The sequence below is a fragment of the Larkinella humicola genome, from assembly GCF_008727875.1.
Taxonomy (GTDB): Bacteria; Bacteroidota; Bacteroidia; order Cytophagales; family Spirosomataceae; genus Larkinella; species Larkinella humicola.
In genome coordinates this window covers 589,837-607,119 of the sequence record NZ_VTWS01000002.1, presented here as the reverse complement: position 1 = coordinate 607,119, position 17,283 = coordinate 589,837, and the positions used below count along the sequence as shown (strand labels likewise).

General features: G+C 52.0%; 14 protein-coding genes. 8 read left to right on the top strand and 6 right to left on the bottom strand.

Going from position 1 to position 17,283, the window contains the following annotated elements; genetic code table 11:
* Window positions 1-85 precede the first annotated feature (85 nt).
* The 8 genes from F0P93_RS10450 to metK all read left to right on the top strand — a co-directional run bounded on the left by F0P93_RS10450 (window position 86) and on the right by metK (window position 10,561).
* Window positions 86-1,420, top strand: a complete 1,335-nt coding sequence (locus F0P93_RS10450; RefSeq protein WP_150876290.1) for a TldD/PmbA family protein — start codon at window positions 86-88, stop codon at window positions 1,418-1,420.
* Window positions 1,421-1,550: 130 nt separating this feature from the next.
* Window positions 1,551-2,168: a DUF4159 domain-containing protein gene (locus F0P93_RS10445; RefSeq protein ID WP_150876289.1), complete on the top strand. Its 618-nt coding sequence runs from the start codon at window positions 1,551-1,553 to the stop codon at window positions 2,166-2,168.
* 3 nt (window positions 2,169-2,171) lie between these two features.
* Window positions 2,172-3,146 carry an AAA family ATPase gene (locus F0P93_RS10440; protein ID WP_150876288.1) on the top strand — a complete coding sequence of 325 codons (975 nt, stop codon included), beginning with the start codon at window positions 2,172-2,174 and terminating at the stop codon, window positions 3,144-3,146.
* 110 nt (window positions 3,147-3,256) lie between these two features.
* A complete protein-coding gene (locus F0P93_RS10435; protein ID WP_150876287.1) occupies window positions 3,257-4,117 on the top strand; it encodes a DUF58 domain-containing protein in 861 nt (286 codons plus the stop codon).
* Window positions 4,117-5,310: a BatA domain-containing protein gene (locus F0P93_RS10430; RefSeq protein ID WP_150876286.1), complete on the top strand. Its 1,194-nt coding sequence runs from the start codon at window positions 4,117-4,119 to the stop codon at window positions 5,308-5,310. The genes F0P93_RS10435 and F0P93_RS10430 overlap by 1 nt, the downstream gene beginning before the upstream one ends.
* The gene (locus F0P93_RS10425; protein WP_150876285.1) at window positions 5,307-7,580 is read left to right on the top strand and encodes a DUF4175 domain-containing protein; all 2,274 of its coding nucleotides are present in this window, start codon (window positions 5,307-5,309) and stop codon (window positions 7,578-7,580) included. The genes F0P93_RS10430 and F0P93_RS10425 overlap by 4 nt, the downstream gene beginning before the upstream one ends.
* Entirely contained in the window at window positions 7,577-9,250 is a 1,674-nt protein-coding gene (locus F0P93_RS10420; protein WP_150876284.1) for a type 1 periplasmic-binding domain-containing protein, read from the top strand. The genes F0P93_RS10425 and F0P93_RS10420 overlap by 4 nt, the downstream gene beginning before the upstream one ends.
* Before the next feature lie 57 nt (window positions 9,251-9,307).
* Window positions 9,308-10,561: a methionine adenosyltransferase gene (gene metK / locus F0P93_RS10415; protein WP_150876283.1), complete on the top strand. Its 1,254-nt coding sequence runs from the start codon at window positions 9,308-9,310 to the stop codon at window positions 10,559-10,561.
* Between the two features lie 72 nt (window positions 10,562-10,633).
* Here the strand turns inward: metK and F0P93_RS10410 are convergent, their stop codons facing one another.
* The 6 genes from F0P93_RS10410 to F0P93_RS10385 all read right to left on the bottom strand — a co-directional run bounded on the left by F0P93_RS10410 (window position 10,634) and on the right by F0P93_RS10385 (window position 17,130).
* Complete coding sequence (locus F0P93_RS10410) at window positions 10,634-11,008, bottom strand: HPF/RaiA family ribosome-associated protein (protein ID WP_138989852.1); 375 nt, start codon at window positions 11,006-11,008, stop codon at window positions 10,634-10,636.
* Between the two features lie 261 nt (window positions 11,009-11,269).
* A complete protein-coding gene (locus F0P93_RS10405; protein ID WP_150876282.1) occupies window positions 11,270-12,130 on the bottom strand; it encodes an SDR family oxidoreductase in 861 nt (286 codons plus the stop codon).
* 19 nt (window positions 12,131-12,149) lie between these two features.
* Entirely contained in the window at window positions 12,150-13,100 is a 951-nt protein-coding gene (locus F0P93_RS10400; RefSeq protein ID WP_255472054.1) for an SDR family oxidoreductase, read from the bottom strand.
* 153 nt (window positions 13,101-13,253) lie between these two features.
* The gene (locus F0P93_RS10395) at window positions 13,254-14,648 is read right to left on the bottom strand and encodes an alkaline phosphatase family protein (protein ID WP_150876280.1); all 1,395 of its coding nucleotides are present in this window, start codon (window positions 14,646-14,648) and stop codon (window positions 13,254-13,256) included.
* Window positions 14,649-14,749: 101 nt separating this feature from the next.
* Complete coding sequence (eboE, locus tag F0P93_RS10390; protein WP_150876279.1) at window positions 14,750-15,985, bottom strand: metabolite traffic protein EboE; 1,236 nt, start codon at window positions 15,983-15,985, stop codon at window positions 14,750-14,752.
* The gene (locus tag F0P93_RS10385) at window positions 15,982-17,130 is read right to left on the bottom strand and encodes a 3-dehydroquinate synthase (RefSeq protein WP_150876278.1); all 1,149 of its coding nucleotides are present in this window, start codon (window positions 17,128-17,130) and stop codon (window positions 15,982-15,984) included. The genes eboE and F0P93_RS10385 overlap by 4 nt, the downstream gene beginning before the upstream one ends.
* Window positions 17,131-17,283 lie beyond the last annotated feature (153 nt).

Genomic DNA, 17,283 nt, shown 5'->3' with positions numbered 1-17,283 from the left:
GGCTGACGCACGATTTAAATGCGTTGGCCAAGAATGCGTCAGCCACCGAAAACCGTAAACTGAGAACCGTAAACAATTCAAAAATATGGCTTTATTAACCGAATCTGAGGCTAAGGCATTGCTTCAGAAGGTATTAAGTTATTCCAAAGCAGATGCGTGCGAGGTGAACGTGGTGGGTGGGGGGCGGGGAAACATCCGCTACGCCCGGAACGAAGTCTCGACCAGTGGCACCATGATTACGCAGACCATCCAGGTGCAATCGTCGTTTGGCAAGAAAAACGGGGTTGCCGCCATTGACGAGTTTGACGATGCTTCGCTGGAAAAAGTGGTTCGGCGGGCGGAGGAACTGGCCCAACTGGCTCCCGAAAACCCGGAATACATGGGTGTTCTGGAACCGCAGCAATACCTGAAATCGACGGGCTATTTTGAATCGACCGCCAAAGTTACCCCAGCCATCCGGGCCGAAGCTGTTGCGAAAAGTTTGCAGGAATCGGGTCAGCAAAAACTGGCTGCGGCCGGTTTTCTGGAGGATTTCCGGGGCTATTCGGCCATGATGAATTCCAAAGGACTGTTTGCGTATTACCCCAGCACGAACGTGAATTTTTCGCTGACGGTTCGGACCGACGACGGAACCGGCTCGGGCTACGTGACGCGGGGTTACAGTGATTTTTCCAAACTGGATACGGTTTCGGCGACCAAAATTGCCGTTCAGAAGTGTCTGGGTTCGGTGGGCGCGCGGGCCCTGGAACCGGGGAAATATACGGTCATTCTGGAACCGACAGCGGCCGCCGTGTTGCTCGAAAACATCTTTTTCAACATGGACGCCCGCAGCGCCGACGAAGGCCGGTCGTTCCTGAGCAAACCCGGTGGCAAGACCAAACTGGGCGAGAAGATTGTGGATGAGCGCGTTACGATCTATTCCGATCCAACGAACCTTGAATTGCCAGCTTCGCCCTGGTCGGGCGATGGCCGGGCGCAGGAAAAGGTCAACTGGATTGAAAAAGGCGTGGTGAAAAACGTCGCCTATTCCCGGTTCTGGGCGCAAAAGAAGGGTGTAAAAGCGGTTCCGTCGCCCACGAATGTGATTATGGCGGGTGGCACGGCTTCGCTGGAAGACATGATCAAGAGTACTCAGCGCGGTATTCTGGTGACCAAGCTCTGGTACATCCGTTCCGTCGATCCGCAAACGCTGCTGCTGACGGGCCTGACCCGCGATGGGACGTTTTACATCGAAAACGGCAAGATCAAACACCCGGTCAAGAATTTCCGGTTCAACGAAAGTCCGATCATCATGCTGAACAACCTTGAAGCTCTGGGCAAACCGGAGCGGGTGGTCAGCACGGAGTCGAATTCCAACTACCTGATTCCCCCGATGAAAATCCGGGAGTTTACGTTTAGTTCGCTGTCGGACGCAGTGTGAAAAGAAATTATTTCGCAGAGTTTACCAGAGAAAAGAAGAGTTACGCAGAGTTTTTTTCTCTGATAAACTCTGATTTCCTCCGCTTAACTCTGCGAAATAACTTTTAATTAACTCTATTCATCAACTCAACTTGAAACCATTCATTTTCACCCGCATCCAGTATGCCTCCGGCGATTGGGATACGGACCAGCGAATGCCTTCCAACCTGCTGCATTCGCTGGTCGAGTATACCACGATTCCGGTGGATGAGAAGGAAAAAGTGGTTCAGTTGACCAGTAACGAGATCTTTAAAAGCCCGTTCTGCTACCTCAGCGGTCATAAACTGGTGGAGTTTTCGACCCAGGAACGGGATCACTTCAAGCGGTACGTCCAGAACGGCGGTTTTGTGTTTGTGGACGACTGCAACCACGACATCGACGGGCTTTTTGCCAAGTCGTTCGAGCAGGAAATGGCCCGCACCTTTGGACCGAAAGCCTTGCAGAAAATTCCGAATTCCCACCCGATTTACACCTGCTTTTTCAAGTTTGAGGAAGGGCCGCCCACCACGACGTTCGAGCTGAACGGCTGGGGCGACGACCTGGTGCACGATTACCTGAAAGCCGTGCTGGTCAACGGGCGCATTGGTGTTTTGTATAGTAACAAGGATTATGGTTGCGAGTGGGATTACGACTTCCGCAACAAACGATTTCTGGCCGAGGATAATACCAAATTTGGCGTCAACATTATCACGTACGCATTAACCGCATAAGCATTGGAAACCAAGGAACTGACCCATTACAAAACCGTAGTCGCCAAGCTTCCGCGCCTGAAGAACGAAATTGGCAAGGTGATTGTCGGACAGCAGGAAGCCATTGACGAAATCCTGATTGCTCTGCTGGCGGGCGGCCATTGTTTGCTGGAAGGCGTGCCGGGACTGGCCAAAACGCTGATGGTGAAAACGATGGCGGAGGCTCTGGAGATGAATTTCAAACGGATTCAGTTTACGCCGGATCTCATGCCGGGCGACATTATCGGGACGGAAATTCTGGAAGAGGATCATAATACCGGCAAGAAATTCTTCAAGTTTAACCGGGGGCCGATCTTCGCCCATGTGGTGCTGGCCGACGAAATCAACCGGACACCGCCCAAGACGCAGGCGGCTTTGCTGGAAGCCATGCAGGAAGGCAAGGTGACCTACGGCGGAACCGACTACGAACTGCCCCGACCGTTTCTGATCATTGCCACCCAAAACCCGATCGAACAAGCCGGAACCTATCCACTACCGGAAGCCCAGCTAGACCGGTTTTTACTGTATATCAAGCTGAGCTACCCGTCTGAACAGGAGGAACTGAGCGTGTTGAAAAACACCACCGGCACCGCCCGCCCGGAACTGCAAACCGTACTGACCGATCAGGAAATTATCGACTTGCAACGCCTGACGAGACAGGTCCACATCAGTGATGAACTGATCGGTTTCATCAACACACTCGTCCGGTCGACGCGCCCCGAAAGCAGCCCGTCGGCGTTTGTCAAACAGTGGTGCGACTGGGGGGCGGGGCCGCGCGCAGGGCAGGCCCTGGTGCTCTGTTCCAAAGCCCGGGCGGTTCTGAACGAACGGTTTTCGGTGGTTCCGGAGGACATTCAGACGCTGGCCTACCCGATCCTGCGCCACCGCATCGCCCTCAACTTCCGGGCTGAGGCAGAGAATATTACGACTGATCAGGTGATAAAAGAGTTATTAAAATGAAGAGTTGTTTCGCGGAGTTGAGCGGAGTAAAAGGGAGTTAAGCAGAGTTAATTAAAATCTCCGCTTAACTCCCTTTTACTCCGCTCAACTCCGCGAAACAGCTACAAATCATGTTAGCCACAGATCTCATCAAACTCAACAACCTGCAACTCGCCGGCAAACTCGTCAGCGATGAGCTGCTGTTGGGGATTCACGCCAGCAAACGCTCGGGGTCGGGGACGGAGTTTGAGCAATACCGCCATTACGAACCCGGCGACGACCCCCGGCGCATCGACTGGAAATTATACGCCCGAACCGACAAGCACCTCGTGCGGGAATCGGCCACGGAAAGCAACCTGCAAATCCGTTTTTTGCTGGACTTATCCGGTTCGATGAACTACACCGAGCAGGGCGTCAGCCGATTGGAGTACGCGAAACTATTGCTGGCATCGCTGGCCTACCTGGGCTACCGGCAAAGCGACCAGATGAGTTTGTATGCGTTGCAAAACGGGGCTTTGCAGACGTTGGTTCCGACCGGAAAGCAGGCTTTTCAGCGGATTTTGTTTGCCCTGCAAAATGCCACCGCTTCCGGAACCTGGCTACCCAAACAGGCCCGGTTTCCGGAATTTCAGCAGAAACAGAAGGAGTTGCTGGTGATGGTTTCGGACTTTTTGCAAGTGGACGATGAGTGGTTACAACTGATAAAAACCGTGGCCAGTCCGCGCCGGGAGATTGTCATTTTTCAACTGCTTGGCGATCAGGAAACGGATTTTAACCTGAGCGGTTTTTACCGGTTTAAGGACCTGGAAACCGAGCGGGAAATTGAAGTGCAGGCCGAAACGATTAAAGAGACATTTCAACAGGCGGTTTCGGCCTATTTCAAAAAATTACAGGAAGAATTGTTGCTGCCGCACGTTCATCTGATTCGCATAAAACTGAGTGAGCCCATCGCCGGGGCACTAAAAGATTTTCTGACCAGGAGAAGCGTTTAATGGAGTTCATACAACCGTTATTTTTGTGGGGAATTGGCGCCGTGGTGATTCCGGTGGTCATCCATTTCTGGCACCAGAAACGGGGCAAAACCCTGGCCTGGGCCGCCACGCGCTGGCTTCAGGAGAAGAACCAGCAACAGCAGCGGGGCATCAAGCTTGACAACCTCCTGTTGCTGCTCCTGCGCTGCCTGGTGGTGATGCTACTGGCGCTGATCCTGAGTCAACCCATTCTGACCGGATTGACAAAACCGGTGGCCGTTGCCAAAATTCACCTGGTGCAACCGGAGAAAGTGGTGGTCGACAATTACCGGTTTGAATTGGAGGAAGCGATCCGGAAAGGAGAAGCGGTTTATTGGATCAATGCCGCCACCGAAGCAACGGGTCATCCGGCACAACTGCCTGATCAGCGGACGTTTAATTTAGATGTATTGCAGTCGTCCATCAATACCGTATCGGAAAAACCGTCGGAAATCCACCTGTATGTCCTGAATAACCAGCAACTGGCGAATGTTCCATTTATTCGGGTTCCGGCGCAGTTTACATTGCACACGATGGTTGATTCGGCGAGTCGCCCGCTTCGGCCCTATCTGAAATTACCGGGCAGTGGTAACGTATTTGTGAATGTCTCCAATCAGCTAGTCAGCAGTTCAGCCTTAAGTAAAGGCGTTCGTTTTCAGGATTTTCCGGCGCATTCGGGGCGTTTGAAAGCGCTGGTTGATTTCCACGATAAAACCGAGCAGCAAACCGTGCTAGCGGCTTTGAAGGCCCTGTCGGACGTGTATGCGCTCGGGATTCAAATCGACGTAAAAAAAGAGCAGAAAACCGGATACGACTGGGTTTTAACGGATCAGGACGTGGTGGCTCCCACATCCAAAACGCTTTACGTAGTTTCGGGAAAACTCAGCCTTCCGAGGGTTCCGAATGTGGTATACTGGGAAGAAAAACTGACCCCCCAAACCGCCGAACGGGTGCGAACCGGGCAACTGCCGGAACAATTGGGCGAACTTTTGATCCGGCATTTTAACCTCAAACCGAATCCGTTTCCACTGAGTCAGGCCCAATTAAATACGCTGTTTGTTCCGACGGGGGAGCGAAGAGAGAACCAACCGGAGAACCTGCGTAATGGCTTGTTGCTGGTGTTCGTCGGTTTGATCGGTCTGGAACGTTGGATGGCTTTAAGACAGAACGCATGAACAAACTGAAAAACACCCTGTCGACGATCATTTATCAGCTTGTTGCCAACGCGCTGCTGAAGAGCGGTTTGCTGGGCATTGCGGTGGGGATGATGGCCCGGCTCTGCGGTTTTTCGCCGGAACTGGCGGGCATCTTCGGGTTGCTGGGTTTTGGGATCGGAGCCTGGTTTACCGGTCTTTTTCAGGACAAAAAACCACAGGCTATCGGGATTATGCACCGGCTGGTGGGCGATGCGGAATACAGTTTGCCATTGCTGGAGAAAGACGAACTGAACATCGCGGAGCAGCTCCAACTGGCGCGGTTGAACGAACGGGTCCAGACGGTCCGGATTCCCGCGAGCCGGTATCTTTCGGTGATTTTTTCAAAAACTGGTTTTTATGGGTTGCTTGTGCTGCTTTCTGTGGCGGTTTATTACGGCTATCCCCTCCTGCAATCGAACCCGGTTGTTCAGAAACAATTGACGAAATACATTCCGGTTCTTGCCAAAGATAACCGCCCCGTTGCGCCTACTTTTCAGTCGGCTTTGTTGCAGATTCAACCGCCGGATTATACCGGTTTGCCAATCAAAGAATCGTCGGATCTGAACGCTGCGGCCGTGAGCGGTTCTTTGCTAAAATGGCAGTTAACATTCAGCGAATCCGCGACAGTTTCGGTTCGATTGGTGAATAGCCGGGGCGAAGAAGTGGCTTTTAAGAAGGCCGGAGCCGCTTTTGAATACCGTGATAAGTTGGTCAGTTCCGGGATTTATGCCCTCAAAGGCTATTGGAAAACGCCGGTTGGAAAAGACTCGTTGATTTATCAATCGGATTATTACCGACTGGAAGCGCAGCCCGATCTGGCTCCGAAAATCCAGCCGGATTCCAAAGAAGTATACCGGTTTCACTTTCTGAAAGATGACAAAAACCTGCGCATCTCGGCGCGTATTTCCGACGATTTTAAAGTTCGCCAAGCCTTCATTGTTGCCACCGTAGCGCGTGGTTCCGGTGAAAGTGTGAAATTCCGGGAAGTGAAATTTGCGTTGCCGCAAACTAATTTCAAGGAGGCCCAATTGACAAAAATTATCGATCTGAAAGCCCTCAATTTTGCGCCAGGTGATGAATTGTATTATTACTGGGCCGCCATCGATAACAAAGAACCGGAAGCCAATTTTGCCAAATCCGATACTTATTTTGTCGTGTATAAAGACACCGCCCGGGTAGAAGAAGCCGAACTGGCGACGATGGCGGTAAACATCATGCCGGAGTATTTTCGCAGCCAGCGGCAAATTATTATCGACACGGAAAAGCTGATTGCCAAACGAAAAAAGCTGGCGGCTAAAGATTTTAAAAGTACGTCCAACGAAATTGGTTTTGACCAGAAAGTGCTGCGGTTGCGGTATGGGCAGTATTTGGGTGAAGAGTTTGAAAATTCGATTGGCGGGCACGATTTGGTGGCCGAGGGCAATGTGCTGGAAGGCTTTATTCACAAGCACGATACGGAAGAAGAGAAAAATGCGCCCAAACCGTTTGCGTTCAAGCTGGCCGAAAAAGCGGAAGAACAGCAGAAAAAGGACTTGCCCGCTCCGGATGCACACGGACATGATCATGATAATCAGGGCAAAAGTAACAACGAAGACCCGGTGGCGGCTTTAATGGAGCAGTATATCCACGCGCACGACGACGCGGAAACCAACACATTTTACGAACAATCGACCCGCAGTTTGTTGAAAATGGCACTGGAACAGATGTGGCAATCGGAGCTGCACCTGCGTTTATACGAACCGGAAAAAGCGTTGCCGTTTGAGAATAAAGCCCTGGTTTATCTGAAAGCCGCCCAGCACAAAGCCCGGACGTTTGTCAAGAAAAGCGGCTACGATCCGCCCCCCATCAAAGAAAAAGAAACCCGCCTGACCGGCGAATTAAAGAAGGTCAACACGAATTTGAATCAGGAGCGCATATACGATCCGGTTCGGACCGGGCAGTTGGTTGGGGAAGTCCTGGGCTATCTGGAATTGAAAACCTTGGATCAAAACCAGAAAAAAACCGTACAACAACTAAGTTCTTCTTTGACGAATGACATCCTGAACAGCGGGTTGTCGAACTGGTCCGTGATCAGTGGGCTACAAAAACTGGGAAGTGGTAAGAACCTGTCTGATAAAGAGCGAGTGGAATTGAAAACAAAATTGTATGGTCTGGCGGCTGGTTCATCCCAAACCACAAAACGATCCGGATTGGGCTCGTATTCCAGCGAAAAGAAATTAGAACAGTCGTTCTGGCGACATTTAAAATGAGCCTATTGAATCGGTTTACGGTCACGTTTAACCCGGCTGATGTTGTTAGCTGGCTGATTCTGTTGCTTCTAGCAGTATTGCTCGTGGTGCAGGTGGGGCTGGTCGTTCGAAATGACACCCTTCCGGTTCGGAGAAAATGGATTCGGGGTGCTTTAAACGTCTTGCTTTGGAGCCTTCTGCTGGCGTATTTTCTTCAGATTGAATGGGAAATCAAACCGGCTTCAACGTCGGTCTGGATTGCGGATTCAAACGTGCCCGGTTCGGCGATCAGTCAACTGAAAGACAGTCTGAAAAACCGGGAAGTCGTTCGGGTCAGGGCGTTCAAAGAGGCTTCGTTTCGGTCGCGGCTGACCGACGGAATGATCGATACCGTCACCTTAATCGGTAACGGTTTTTCACCCGATGTGCTGGGCCAACTGAGTCGGCAAACCGTCCAGTGGGTTCCATACGCCCAACCCGATCAGGTGCAGCTGCTTCGCTGGAAAGCCATCCTGCGGAAAGGCGAAACGCAGTCGGTGAGCGGGCGTCTTCAATCATCGCAGGAACGGGTGCTGAAGCTGCGGTATGGCAATCAGACGCTGGATAGTTTATCCGTACAAACCGGTACGACGGCGTTTGCCTTTCACTTTCCAGCTTTCTCGCAGGGACGCACCGAACTGACGCTGGCGCTGGATCAGAAACCGCTGGACACGCTTCGGTATTTTACCCGACCGACAGAACCCATTGCCTACCAGTTTATTCTCAATAGCCCGGATTTTGAAAGCAGAACACTCGCCGACTGGCTGGGTAAAAAAGGCTTTTCCGTTCAGGTAACGTCCACGCTTTCCAAAGACATTAGCAGTCGCCTGAGCATCAACCGGGCGGCCACGCCTGACGTGATCATCACCGACCCGGCCAACGCGACGAACCCCATTGTTAAAAAGGCCGTAGCGCAGGGAAAACCGGTGCTGTTTATCAATCTGTCGGACGCCGAAACCGACACGAAAACCATCAACCGGGCTTTGAATACGAGCTGGAAACTGAAGCGGTTGTCGAATGAAGCGACCATTCCAATTGGGGCTGGCCTGCAGGCGTTGCCTTTTCAGCTTACGGAAGCCCTGAATCAGTTTCCCGTGGCCGGGTATCCGGTGGCGGTTCAGAAAACTACGGCCAAAATCGGGGTAAGTCTGGTGAGCGAGACGTTTCCCCTGAAACTGAGTGGCGACAGCGTTGCGTACGACCAGATTTGGACGGCCATTCTGACACCCTTACAACCGGCCTTCCCGAACAATATCCAGCTCGACGCACCGGTTTTTAAAGGCCTTCGATCCGTCATTCACTTCAACAACCTGACCCGGAAACCGGCTGAAATCCGGATCGGAGATGACACGGTCCGACTCGATTATTCGGCCATCAATCCCCTGTCGGCTGATGTTTCGTATGGGTTTGGCCGGGCGGGCTGGCTGTCATTGCAGGACAGTCTGGCGGTCTACGTTGACCAGCCGGACGAAAAACCGGTATTTGGAAACCAGTTGGTGAGCGATTACCTGCGCGCCCGGTCAACCGCAGTGCCCGACACCCGGCCCGGTTTTCAGCGCGGGTTTCCTGCGAAAATCCCGAATTGGATCTGGATCCTGCTATTCCTCAGTGCGTTGACCGCGCTTTGGGTCGAACCTAAATTTAGCATTTGACCTGTCGTAAAATTCCAGTAGCTTTGCGGCTGTTTTTAGTCTTAAATCTTACGTACAATGCCCTATCTATTTACCTCAGAGTCAGTCTCTGAAGGACATCCCGACAAAGTCGCGGATCAGATTTCCGATGCATTGATCGATCATTTTCTGGCCTACGATCCTTCCAGCAAGGTCGCCTGCGAAACCCTGGTTACGACCGGACAGGTGGTGCTGGCAGGTGAGGTAAAAACGAACACGTACCTCGATGTTCAGAAAATAACCCGGGAGGTTATCAGGCGTATTGGATATACCAAGAGTGAATACATGTTTGAGGCCGACTCGTGCGGTATTTTGTCCGCCATTCACGATCAGTCGGCCGACATCAATCAGGGTGTTGAACGCACCAACCCGGAAGATCAGGGCGCTGGCGATCAGGGCATGATGTTTGGCTACGCGACCAACGAAACGGACAATTTTATGCCGTTGCCGCTGGATCTGGCCCACAAGATTTTGCAGGAAATGTCGTACATCCGCAACCACGATTCGTCCATTTTACCGTACCTCCGGCCGGATGCCAAATCGCAGGTGACCATTGAATACAGCGACGACGACAAGCCCATCCGGATCGATACGATCGTGGTTTCGACGCAACACGATGATTTCGACACCGATGCGGTGATGCTGGCGCGCATTCGCGAAGACATCATCAACATCGTTATTCCCCGTGTGAAGGCTGGCCTGAAGCCGGAATTGCAAGCCTTGTTTTCGGATGACATTACCTACCACATCAACCCGACGGGCAAGTTTGTCATTGGCGGGCCACACGGTGATACGGGTTTGACGGGTCGTAAGATCATTGTCGATACCTACGGCGGCAAAGGAGCGCACGGTGGTGGTGCTTTCTCGGGCAAAGACCCCTCGAAAGTGGACCGTTCGGCGGCTTATGCCACGCGTCACATTGCCAAAAACCTGGTAGCGGCTGGTCTTTGCGATCAGATTCTGGTTCAGGTTTCCTACGCCATCGGGGTGGCCAAACCCTGCGGTTTGTACGTCAACACGTATAATTCGGCCAAAGTCGATCTGACTGACGGCGAAATTGCGACCAAAATTGAAGAACTGTTCGACATGCGTCCGTATGCCATCGAACAACGGCTGAAACTCCGGAATCCGATCTATTCAGAAACGGCGGCTTACGGGCACATGGGCCGTGAGAACAAGATCGTGAAGAAGGTATTCGGGATGAACGGCAGCACGAAAGAGGTTGAAGTCGAGCTGTTTACGTGGGAGAAACTCGACTATGTCGATAAAGTGAAAGAAGCTTTTGGGTTGTAGTCGATGGGCTAAAATCGATAGATACAAAAAAGCCGCCTTGTTAGGGCGGCTTTTTTCGTTGAAATGTATCGGTTAATATTCGATGTCTTCGTTAACGGTGTCCGCTTCAACGAGGTCGGTCGACTCATTGATCTGCTGGGCGGAAATACTTCGCTGTTTATCTTTATGGCGTTTCAACTTGTTTTTGAGCGTATCGATCACCACGTCGGTTGCTTCCTCAAACGTGGTACCCTGCTGGCGGACAAAAATGGAGTCGCCGGGCAAAAACAGTTTAACCTCGAAAATTTTCTGTTTGACTTTGTTGGTATCGCTTCCCTCTAACCTCAAATACACTTCACCGCTGATAATCCGGTCGTTGAAGGTTTCTAATTTGTCAAGCTTCTTCTGAATGAAGTCCAGCAACTTTTGGTCTGCTGTAAAATGGACGCAATGAATTTGAATTCTCATACGTGTCACATGGTTTAAAAGTTAAACAAAGAACCCACGGACTACCTAAGTTTGGAAAACCATTTGACAGAGTCAATAGGCTGAAAGAAATATCCAACTCAGTATATTGTCCGAAACTGTACGAATGCTACTTCACGACTCACAACCAACACTTATCGTACCAACCCCCAATCAGACCGACACAAAGATTCTTTTTATTGTCTAATTACGTCGTCTGGAAAATCAGGGCAATTGGCCCTTTTTGGCTACTTTTAGTAGCTTTCAGGAATTGACTACCTCACCGCCGTTGACGTGCATGACCTGGCCGGTGATGTAAGACGCATCTTCAGAAGCCAAAAAAACAAAGGCGGGGGCTACTTCCGCCGGTTGCCCGACCCGCTCCAGGGGCGTGTCTTTGCCAAACTCGGCGACTTCCTCTTCCGTTTTGGTTGACACGATCAGGGGCGTCCAGATGGGGCCGGGGGCTACGGCGTTGACACGGATGTTCCGCTCCACCAAATGTTGCGATAAAGAGCGCGTGAAAGCCGTTACGGCCCCTTTCGTAGACGCATAATCAATCAGCGCCTTGCTGCCCCGGTACGAAACCACGGAGGTCGTATTGATGATGCAGTCGTAGGCATTCATATAGGGCAACGCCAGTTTGGTCAGCCGGAAAATCGCCAGAATGTTGAGTTCAAACGTTTCGGTCAACTGCTGATCCGTAATGTCGGTAAATTCGTGCTGCTCGACGTGGTTGGCTGCGTTATTCACCAGGATATTAATGTGGTGATATTCACCGATGACCCGATCCACTAATTGTCTGATAAATGAGGGATTTCTGAGGTCACCAGCGATTAACAAACAACGTTGTCCTTCGGCTTCGACCAGCGATTTGGTCTTTTGGGCGTCTTCCTGTTCCCGCGGGTGATGAACAAGAGCCAGGTCAGCCCCTTCGCGCGCAAAATGCACAGCAACGGCCCGGCCAATACCACTGTCGCCCCCCGTTATGAGGGCTATTTTATTCTCCAGCTTTCCCGTGCCGACGTACGAATCCTGGATGTAAATCGGCTGCGGATGCATCTCGTTTTCCAGACCCGGTTGCGCTTCCTGGTGCTGGGGTGGTGTTTCAAGTTCCAGATTCATAGCTTTTGAAGGTTTTGGTTCAGGCGTTTATAATGGTTCCGCCGTTGGGGTGGATCGTCTGACCGGTGACGTAACTGGCATCGAACGATGCCAGATAGACATACGCTGGTGCCACTTCACTGGGTTGGCCGGGGCGTTTCATCGGCACATCCTTGCCAAACTGAGCCACCTCCTCCGCCGGAACCGATGCCGGATTCAGGGGCGTCCAGATGGGGCCGGGGGCCACACCGTTCACCCGAATTTTCTTCTTCGCCAGGTTGGACGACAACGCGCGGGTAAAACTCATGATCGCGCCTTTCGTGGCCGAATATTCCGGCAAATCGGCGCGGCCCTGAAAAGCCGTTACGGATGTCGTATTGATAATGCTGTCGCCTTCGTGCAGGTGTTTCACGGCGGCCCGGGTGACCCGAAAAAACGAATAGATGTTGATTTCGAAGGTGTTGACCAGATCGTCGTCGGTCATGTCTTCAAACCGTTCGTGCTGGAGTTGCAGGGCGGCATTGTTCACCAGAATGTTGAGCTTGCCAAACCGCCGGACGGTATCTTCGACCAGTTGTTCGCAGTAGGACGGATCGCGCAGATCGCCGGGTATAAGCAGGCACTGCCGCCCCTCGGCTTTCACCAGATCCCGGGTTTTTTGCGCATCATTTTCTTCGCGCTGCGTGTAGGCAATGGCTACGTCGGCTCCTTCACGGGCGAAATGGACGGCGACGGCCCGGCCAATTCCGCTGTCACCTCCCGTAATCAACGCCACTTTGTCTTTCAGTTTCCCCGACCCAACGTAGGTGTACCGAATCACTTTCGGCTGCGGATTGAGTTCACTTTCCAGACCGGGCTGGACAGCCTGGTGCTGGGGTGGAATTTTAGTTTCCATACCGTTTCTTGCGTTGTTGAGTAAATCAGAAAGCGTAGGCAGACAAAAGAGGTGAGATGAGAGAAGAAAGACAACGGTTGATGATTTCAATAGCATTCTGCCCCTCTGATCTCACATCTCATCTCTTTTGTCTACTAACTCAACAACAGAATCCCCGACCTTTTGACTGGATTCTGTTATCGAACGGGCTATGAAAAAAGCCGGCTGTTCGGAAACAGTCGGCTTCTGGTTTTGGTAAAGGGTTGTATATCAGGCCGTCTTTTGGGGTATTTCCGCCGTCAGGGCTTCCCAGATTTTATCGTAAACGTCAATGGCCGGTATCGGTTTTGCACTCGCCTGGCCCGGACGGGTCGACACAAAAACCGGGTGATCGGCGGGCTGGGTGCCCACCCGCCCGTGTGATCCTTTGATTAGCGTGGCATCCAGCGGAATGACGTTCATCAGATACCGGAAGCCGAGCTTTTTGCGCATCAGTTTATACCCGGCTTTGAGTTTGATCATCGGGTTGGCCGGGTCCATAAACATCTCGACCGGATCATAACCCGGTTTTCGGTGAATATCGACCAGCCGGGCGTAATCCGGGGCTTTGGCGTCGTCCGTCCAATAGTAATAGGTGAACCAGCTTTTGGCGTCGGCCATGACGACGAAATCGCCCGAACGCTCGTGATCAAGGTGGTACTTCTTTTTCCCGGCTTCATCCAGCACCAGTTCCACACCCGGTGTTTTCTCCAGAATCGAACGCACCTGAGCAGCACAGGACGGGTCGTTGATGTAGACGTGGGCAATCTGATGGTCGGCAGCAGCAAAAGCCCGTGACGCGCCCGCATCGAGCAATTCCAGCCCTTGTTCGACCCGAACCTGAATCAGCCCGGCTTCCCGCAACAGGCGGTTCAGGTGGATCGGCTGGCTGACGTTCGTAATGCCGTATTCCGACAAAAGGATAATCTCGGCGTTTTGCCGTTCATAGTGCTGAATCAAGTCCTTGCAGACGTCATCGATTTCGTGCAGTTCTTTCGATATTTTGCTGAAATCTTTTCCGAATTTTTGCAGGCAGTAATCCAGGTGCGGCAAATAAATGAGCGTCAGCGTCGGGTTGTGCCAGCGGTCGACGAGCAGCGACGCGTCGGCAATCCAGCGGGTCGATTTGATGTTGGCGTTGGGTCCCCAGAAACTGAACAGCGGAAAGGTGCCGAGTGCTTCCTGAAGCCGGTCGCGCAGGTCGGCGGGTTGGCTGTAGCAATCGGGTGCTTTGACACCGTCGGCGTGGTATTGGGGGCGGGGTGTTACTGAAAAGTCGGCGGATGAATACATGTTGTACCACCAGAACATCTTGGAAACCGTAAACGACGGATCGAGTTGCCGGGCGCGTTCCCAGATTTTTTCGCCACCAACCAGTTTGTTCGACTGTTTCCAGAATTTGACTTCACATTCGGTGCGGTCATACCAGCCGTTGCCAACAATCCCGGTCTCGGTGGGCCATTTTCCCGTTACGTAGGTCGATTGCACCGAGGTCGTGACAGCGGGCAACATCGGCTCGATGCTGGAAAGCTGCTTTCCTTCCACCCATTGTTTCAGGAAAGGGGTATGGTCACCAATCAAAGCGGCTGATAAGCCCACCACGTCGATTACTACGGTTTTTTTCATTGCTAATGATGGAGAGCAATACTATTGCATACTGAATGTAAAATGATGAATATTAAATGTAAAAGTATTTCTCAATCCAGCACCTTTACATTTGATATTCATCATTTTACATTTAATATTTCCTTTAATACCCATTCCAGTTCCCGCCCAATCGAATCATTCAACCGCAGTTTCATGTCTTCCGGCAACACTTCCCAAGTATAGGTTTCGACTTCCAGTTGCTGTGTAAACGGGTTTTCTTTCTGTAACCGAAGCACTTCCGTAATATCCTCCTGCGTCGATTGCAGCAAACCGTAATCCGCAACGAAAAGCGGAACGTGGAAATGCGACCGCCACTCGACGTGACTCGCATCGAAGGCCAGCAAAGCTTCGGGCAAATCCGGAAACCGCATCAGGTCGCCGTTCGAATCCCGCGCGACGACCTGATGCAGATACGTGGGTTCGTTGAACTGCCGGAATTGATCCAGAACCGCTTCCCGGCTGTTTTCTTCCACTGGAAAAGTCGCTTTCAAAGCCGCGCTGATCTGGATTTTGCCGACTTTCAGGTCATTGTCCTTTAGCTTTTTAAGGACTTCTTCCGGGCGTTCGTAGCCAACGGCAAAGTGACAAACGTCGTAGCACAATTGTACGTGTTCGCGCAGAGCCGCTTCCGCTTCCCCCGCCGATAGGCCAAACTCATCGTTGAGCCGTTCGAGGCCAATGGGGAGCAGATACAGATTGAACCATTCGATAAACTCGTCGCCGGTTTCCAGCAAACCATCCGGTTCGGGTTCGAGGTCGAGGTGGAGACTGATGCCTTCGGCTTGTTTGATCCGAACCAGTTCTTCCACAACCGTCATCAGCCGTTGCGTAGTGGCTTCAAACGCCAGATCGCGCTCATCCCGGTTATTCCATTGAAACCAGTATCGGTAGGAGAGGGGTGAGGTGGAAATCCCGGCTTCCGTAATGCCGCCCGCCATGTTGATGGGCAGCAGTGCCGTCAGCAGCCGAAAAAGCCGGATGGTGTAGTCAACCCGTTCGGGTGTTCGCCAGTCGGGGGCGTGAACCTGGTCTTTGACGCGGGTGTTGTGAAAACCGCCATACGGGAAACCGTTCATTGTAAAAACGTAGCAGTCGTTGTCGGTCAGCCAGTTCTGAAACTCCTTCAGCCGCTCGGGCTGCGTGAGTTCCACGCTGGCGATGTTGGACAATCGCAGGCCAATACCGAAGGGTGCATCGGGCGAAAGCTTCTGTTTGATCGTTGGAATGGCGTGTTGCAGCGCGATAAAATGATCCGCCCAGTGCTCACCGGCGTGAATGTTCGTACAATAACCGAGGTGTCCCAGCGGGGTTTTCATGCGGGCTGAATTTCGTTTTCTTTTAAAATACCGATCGCTTCGCGAATCAGCTCCGTGTCCATTTCGTGTACTTCCACGCCTTTGCCAATGGCTTTCAGCAGCATGATCGTCAGTTGGCCGCCGAGGTGTTCCCGGAATTCATTCAGCCCTTTCAGAACACCGTCACCGTCGAGAGCGGGGTGGAATAACGTAAAACCGAGGGTTCGTTCCAGGTGCAGAATGCGGTGGGTGTCGGTTTCGCTGAGCCAGCCCAGTCGTTGCGAATAGAGGCTGTCGAGGGCAATGCCGATGGCAACGGCTTCGCCATGACGAATCTCAAAATCAGTGAGTTGTTCGAGTTTGTGTGCACTCCAGTGTCCAAAATCCAGCGGGCGCGACGAACCCATTTCGAAGGGGTCTCCACTGGCAATGTGGTCGAGGTGCAACTCGGCGCAGCGGTGAATCAGGTATTGCATGGCGTCCAGATCGCGGGCGGCCAGTTTTTCAGCGTTCGTTTCCAGCCATTCAAAAAACGGTTGGTCCTTGATCAGGGCGACTTTGATGGCTTCCGAAATGCCCGCCCGCCAGTCGCGGTCGTCGAGCGTTTTCAAAAACTCAGTGTCGTTGAAAACCGCAACCGGTGGGGCAAACGAACCCAGGAAGTTCTTTTTCCCCCGGTAATTAACACCGTTTTTAACCCCGATGCCCGAATCATTTTGCGACAGAACCGTCGTTGGAATCCGGATGTGGCGGATGCCCCGGTGCGAAATCGCGGCCACATAGCCCACCAGATCGAGCACTGAACCGCCCCCGATGGCAATCACGTAGGAATGACGGTCGATGCCGTAGCGATCCACGGCCTCGATGAGCCGATCAACCAGCGCCGGATCGTTTTTGGCACCTTCACCACCGGGTATAACGAGTAAATCGGGGACAAGATCAACCATCGAAATCGGGGCAAAATAGGCTTTGATTTGTTCCGGTAAACCGGGATGGCTGGTGGTAACCCCTTCATCCAGAATGAATAATATTTTTTTGCGAAACCCTTCGGAATGGCGTTTTTTCAGAAATTCCAGTAAGGTGAGATTGGCACTTTCGAACAAACGATCGGAAAAGTAAACGTCGTAGGTAAACTGAACGTTGAATGACTGGTGAAGGGTATTCATTCCTTAGGACACAAAGTTAATAGAATGTATAGTTACTGATTGAACTGCCCCCACCCCCTGAAGGGGACTTTTTCAATTGCATGAAGCCCCCTTCAGGGGGTGGGGCAATAGATAATAAACAACCAAACTAACGGTTTGTCTTCTAAAACAAGA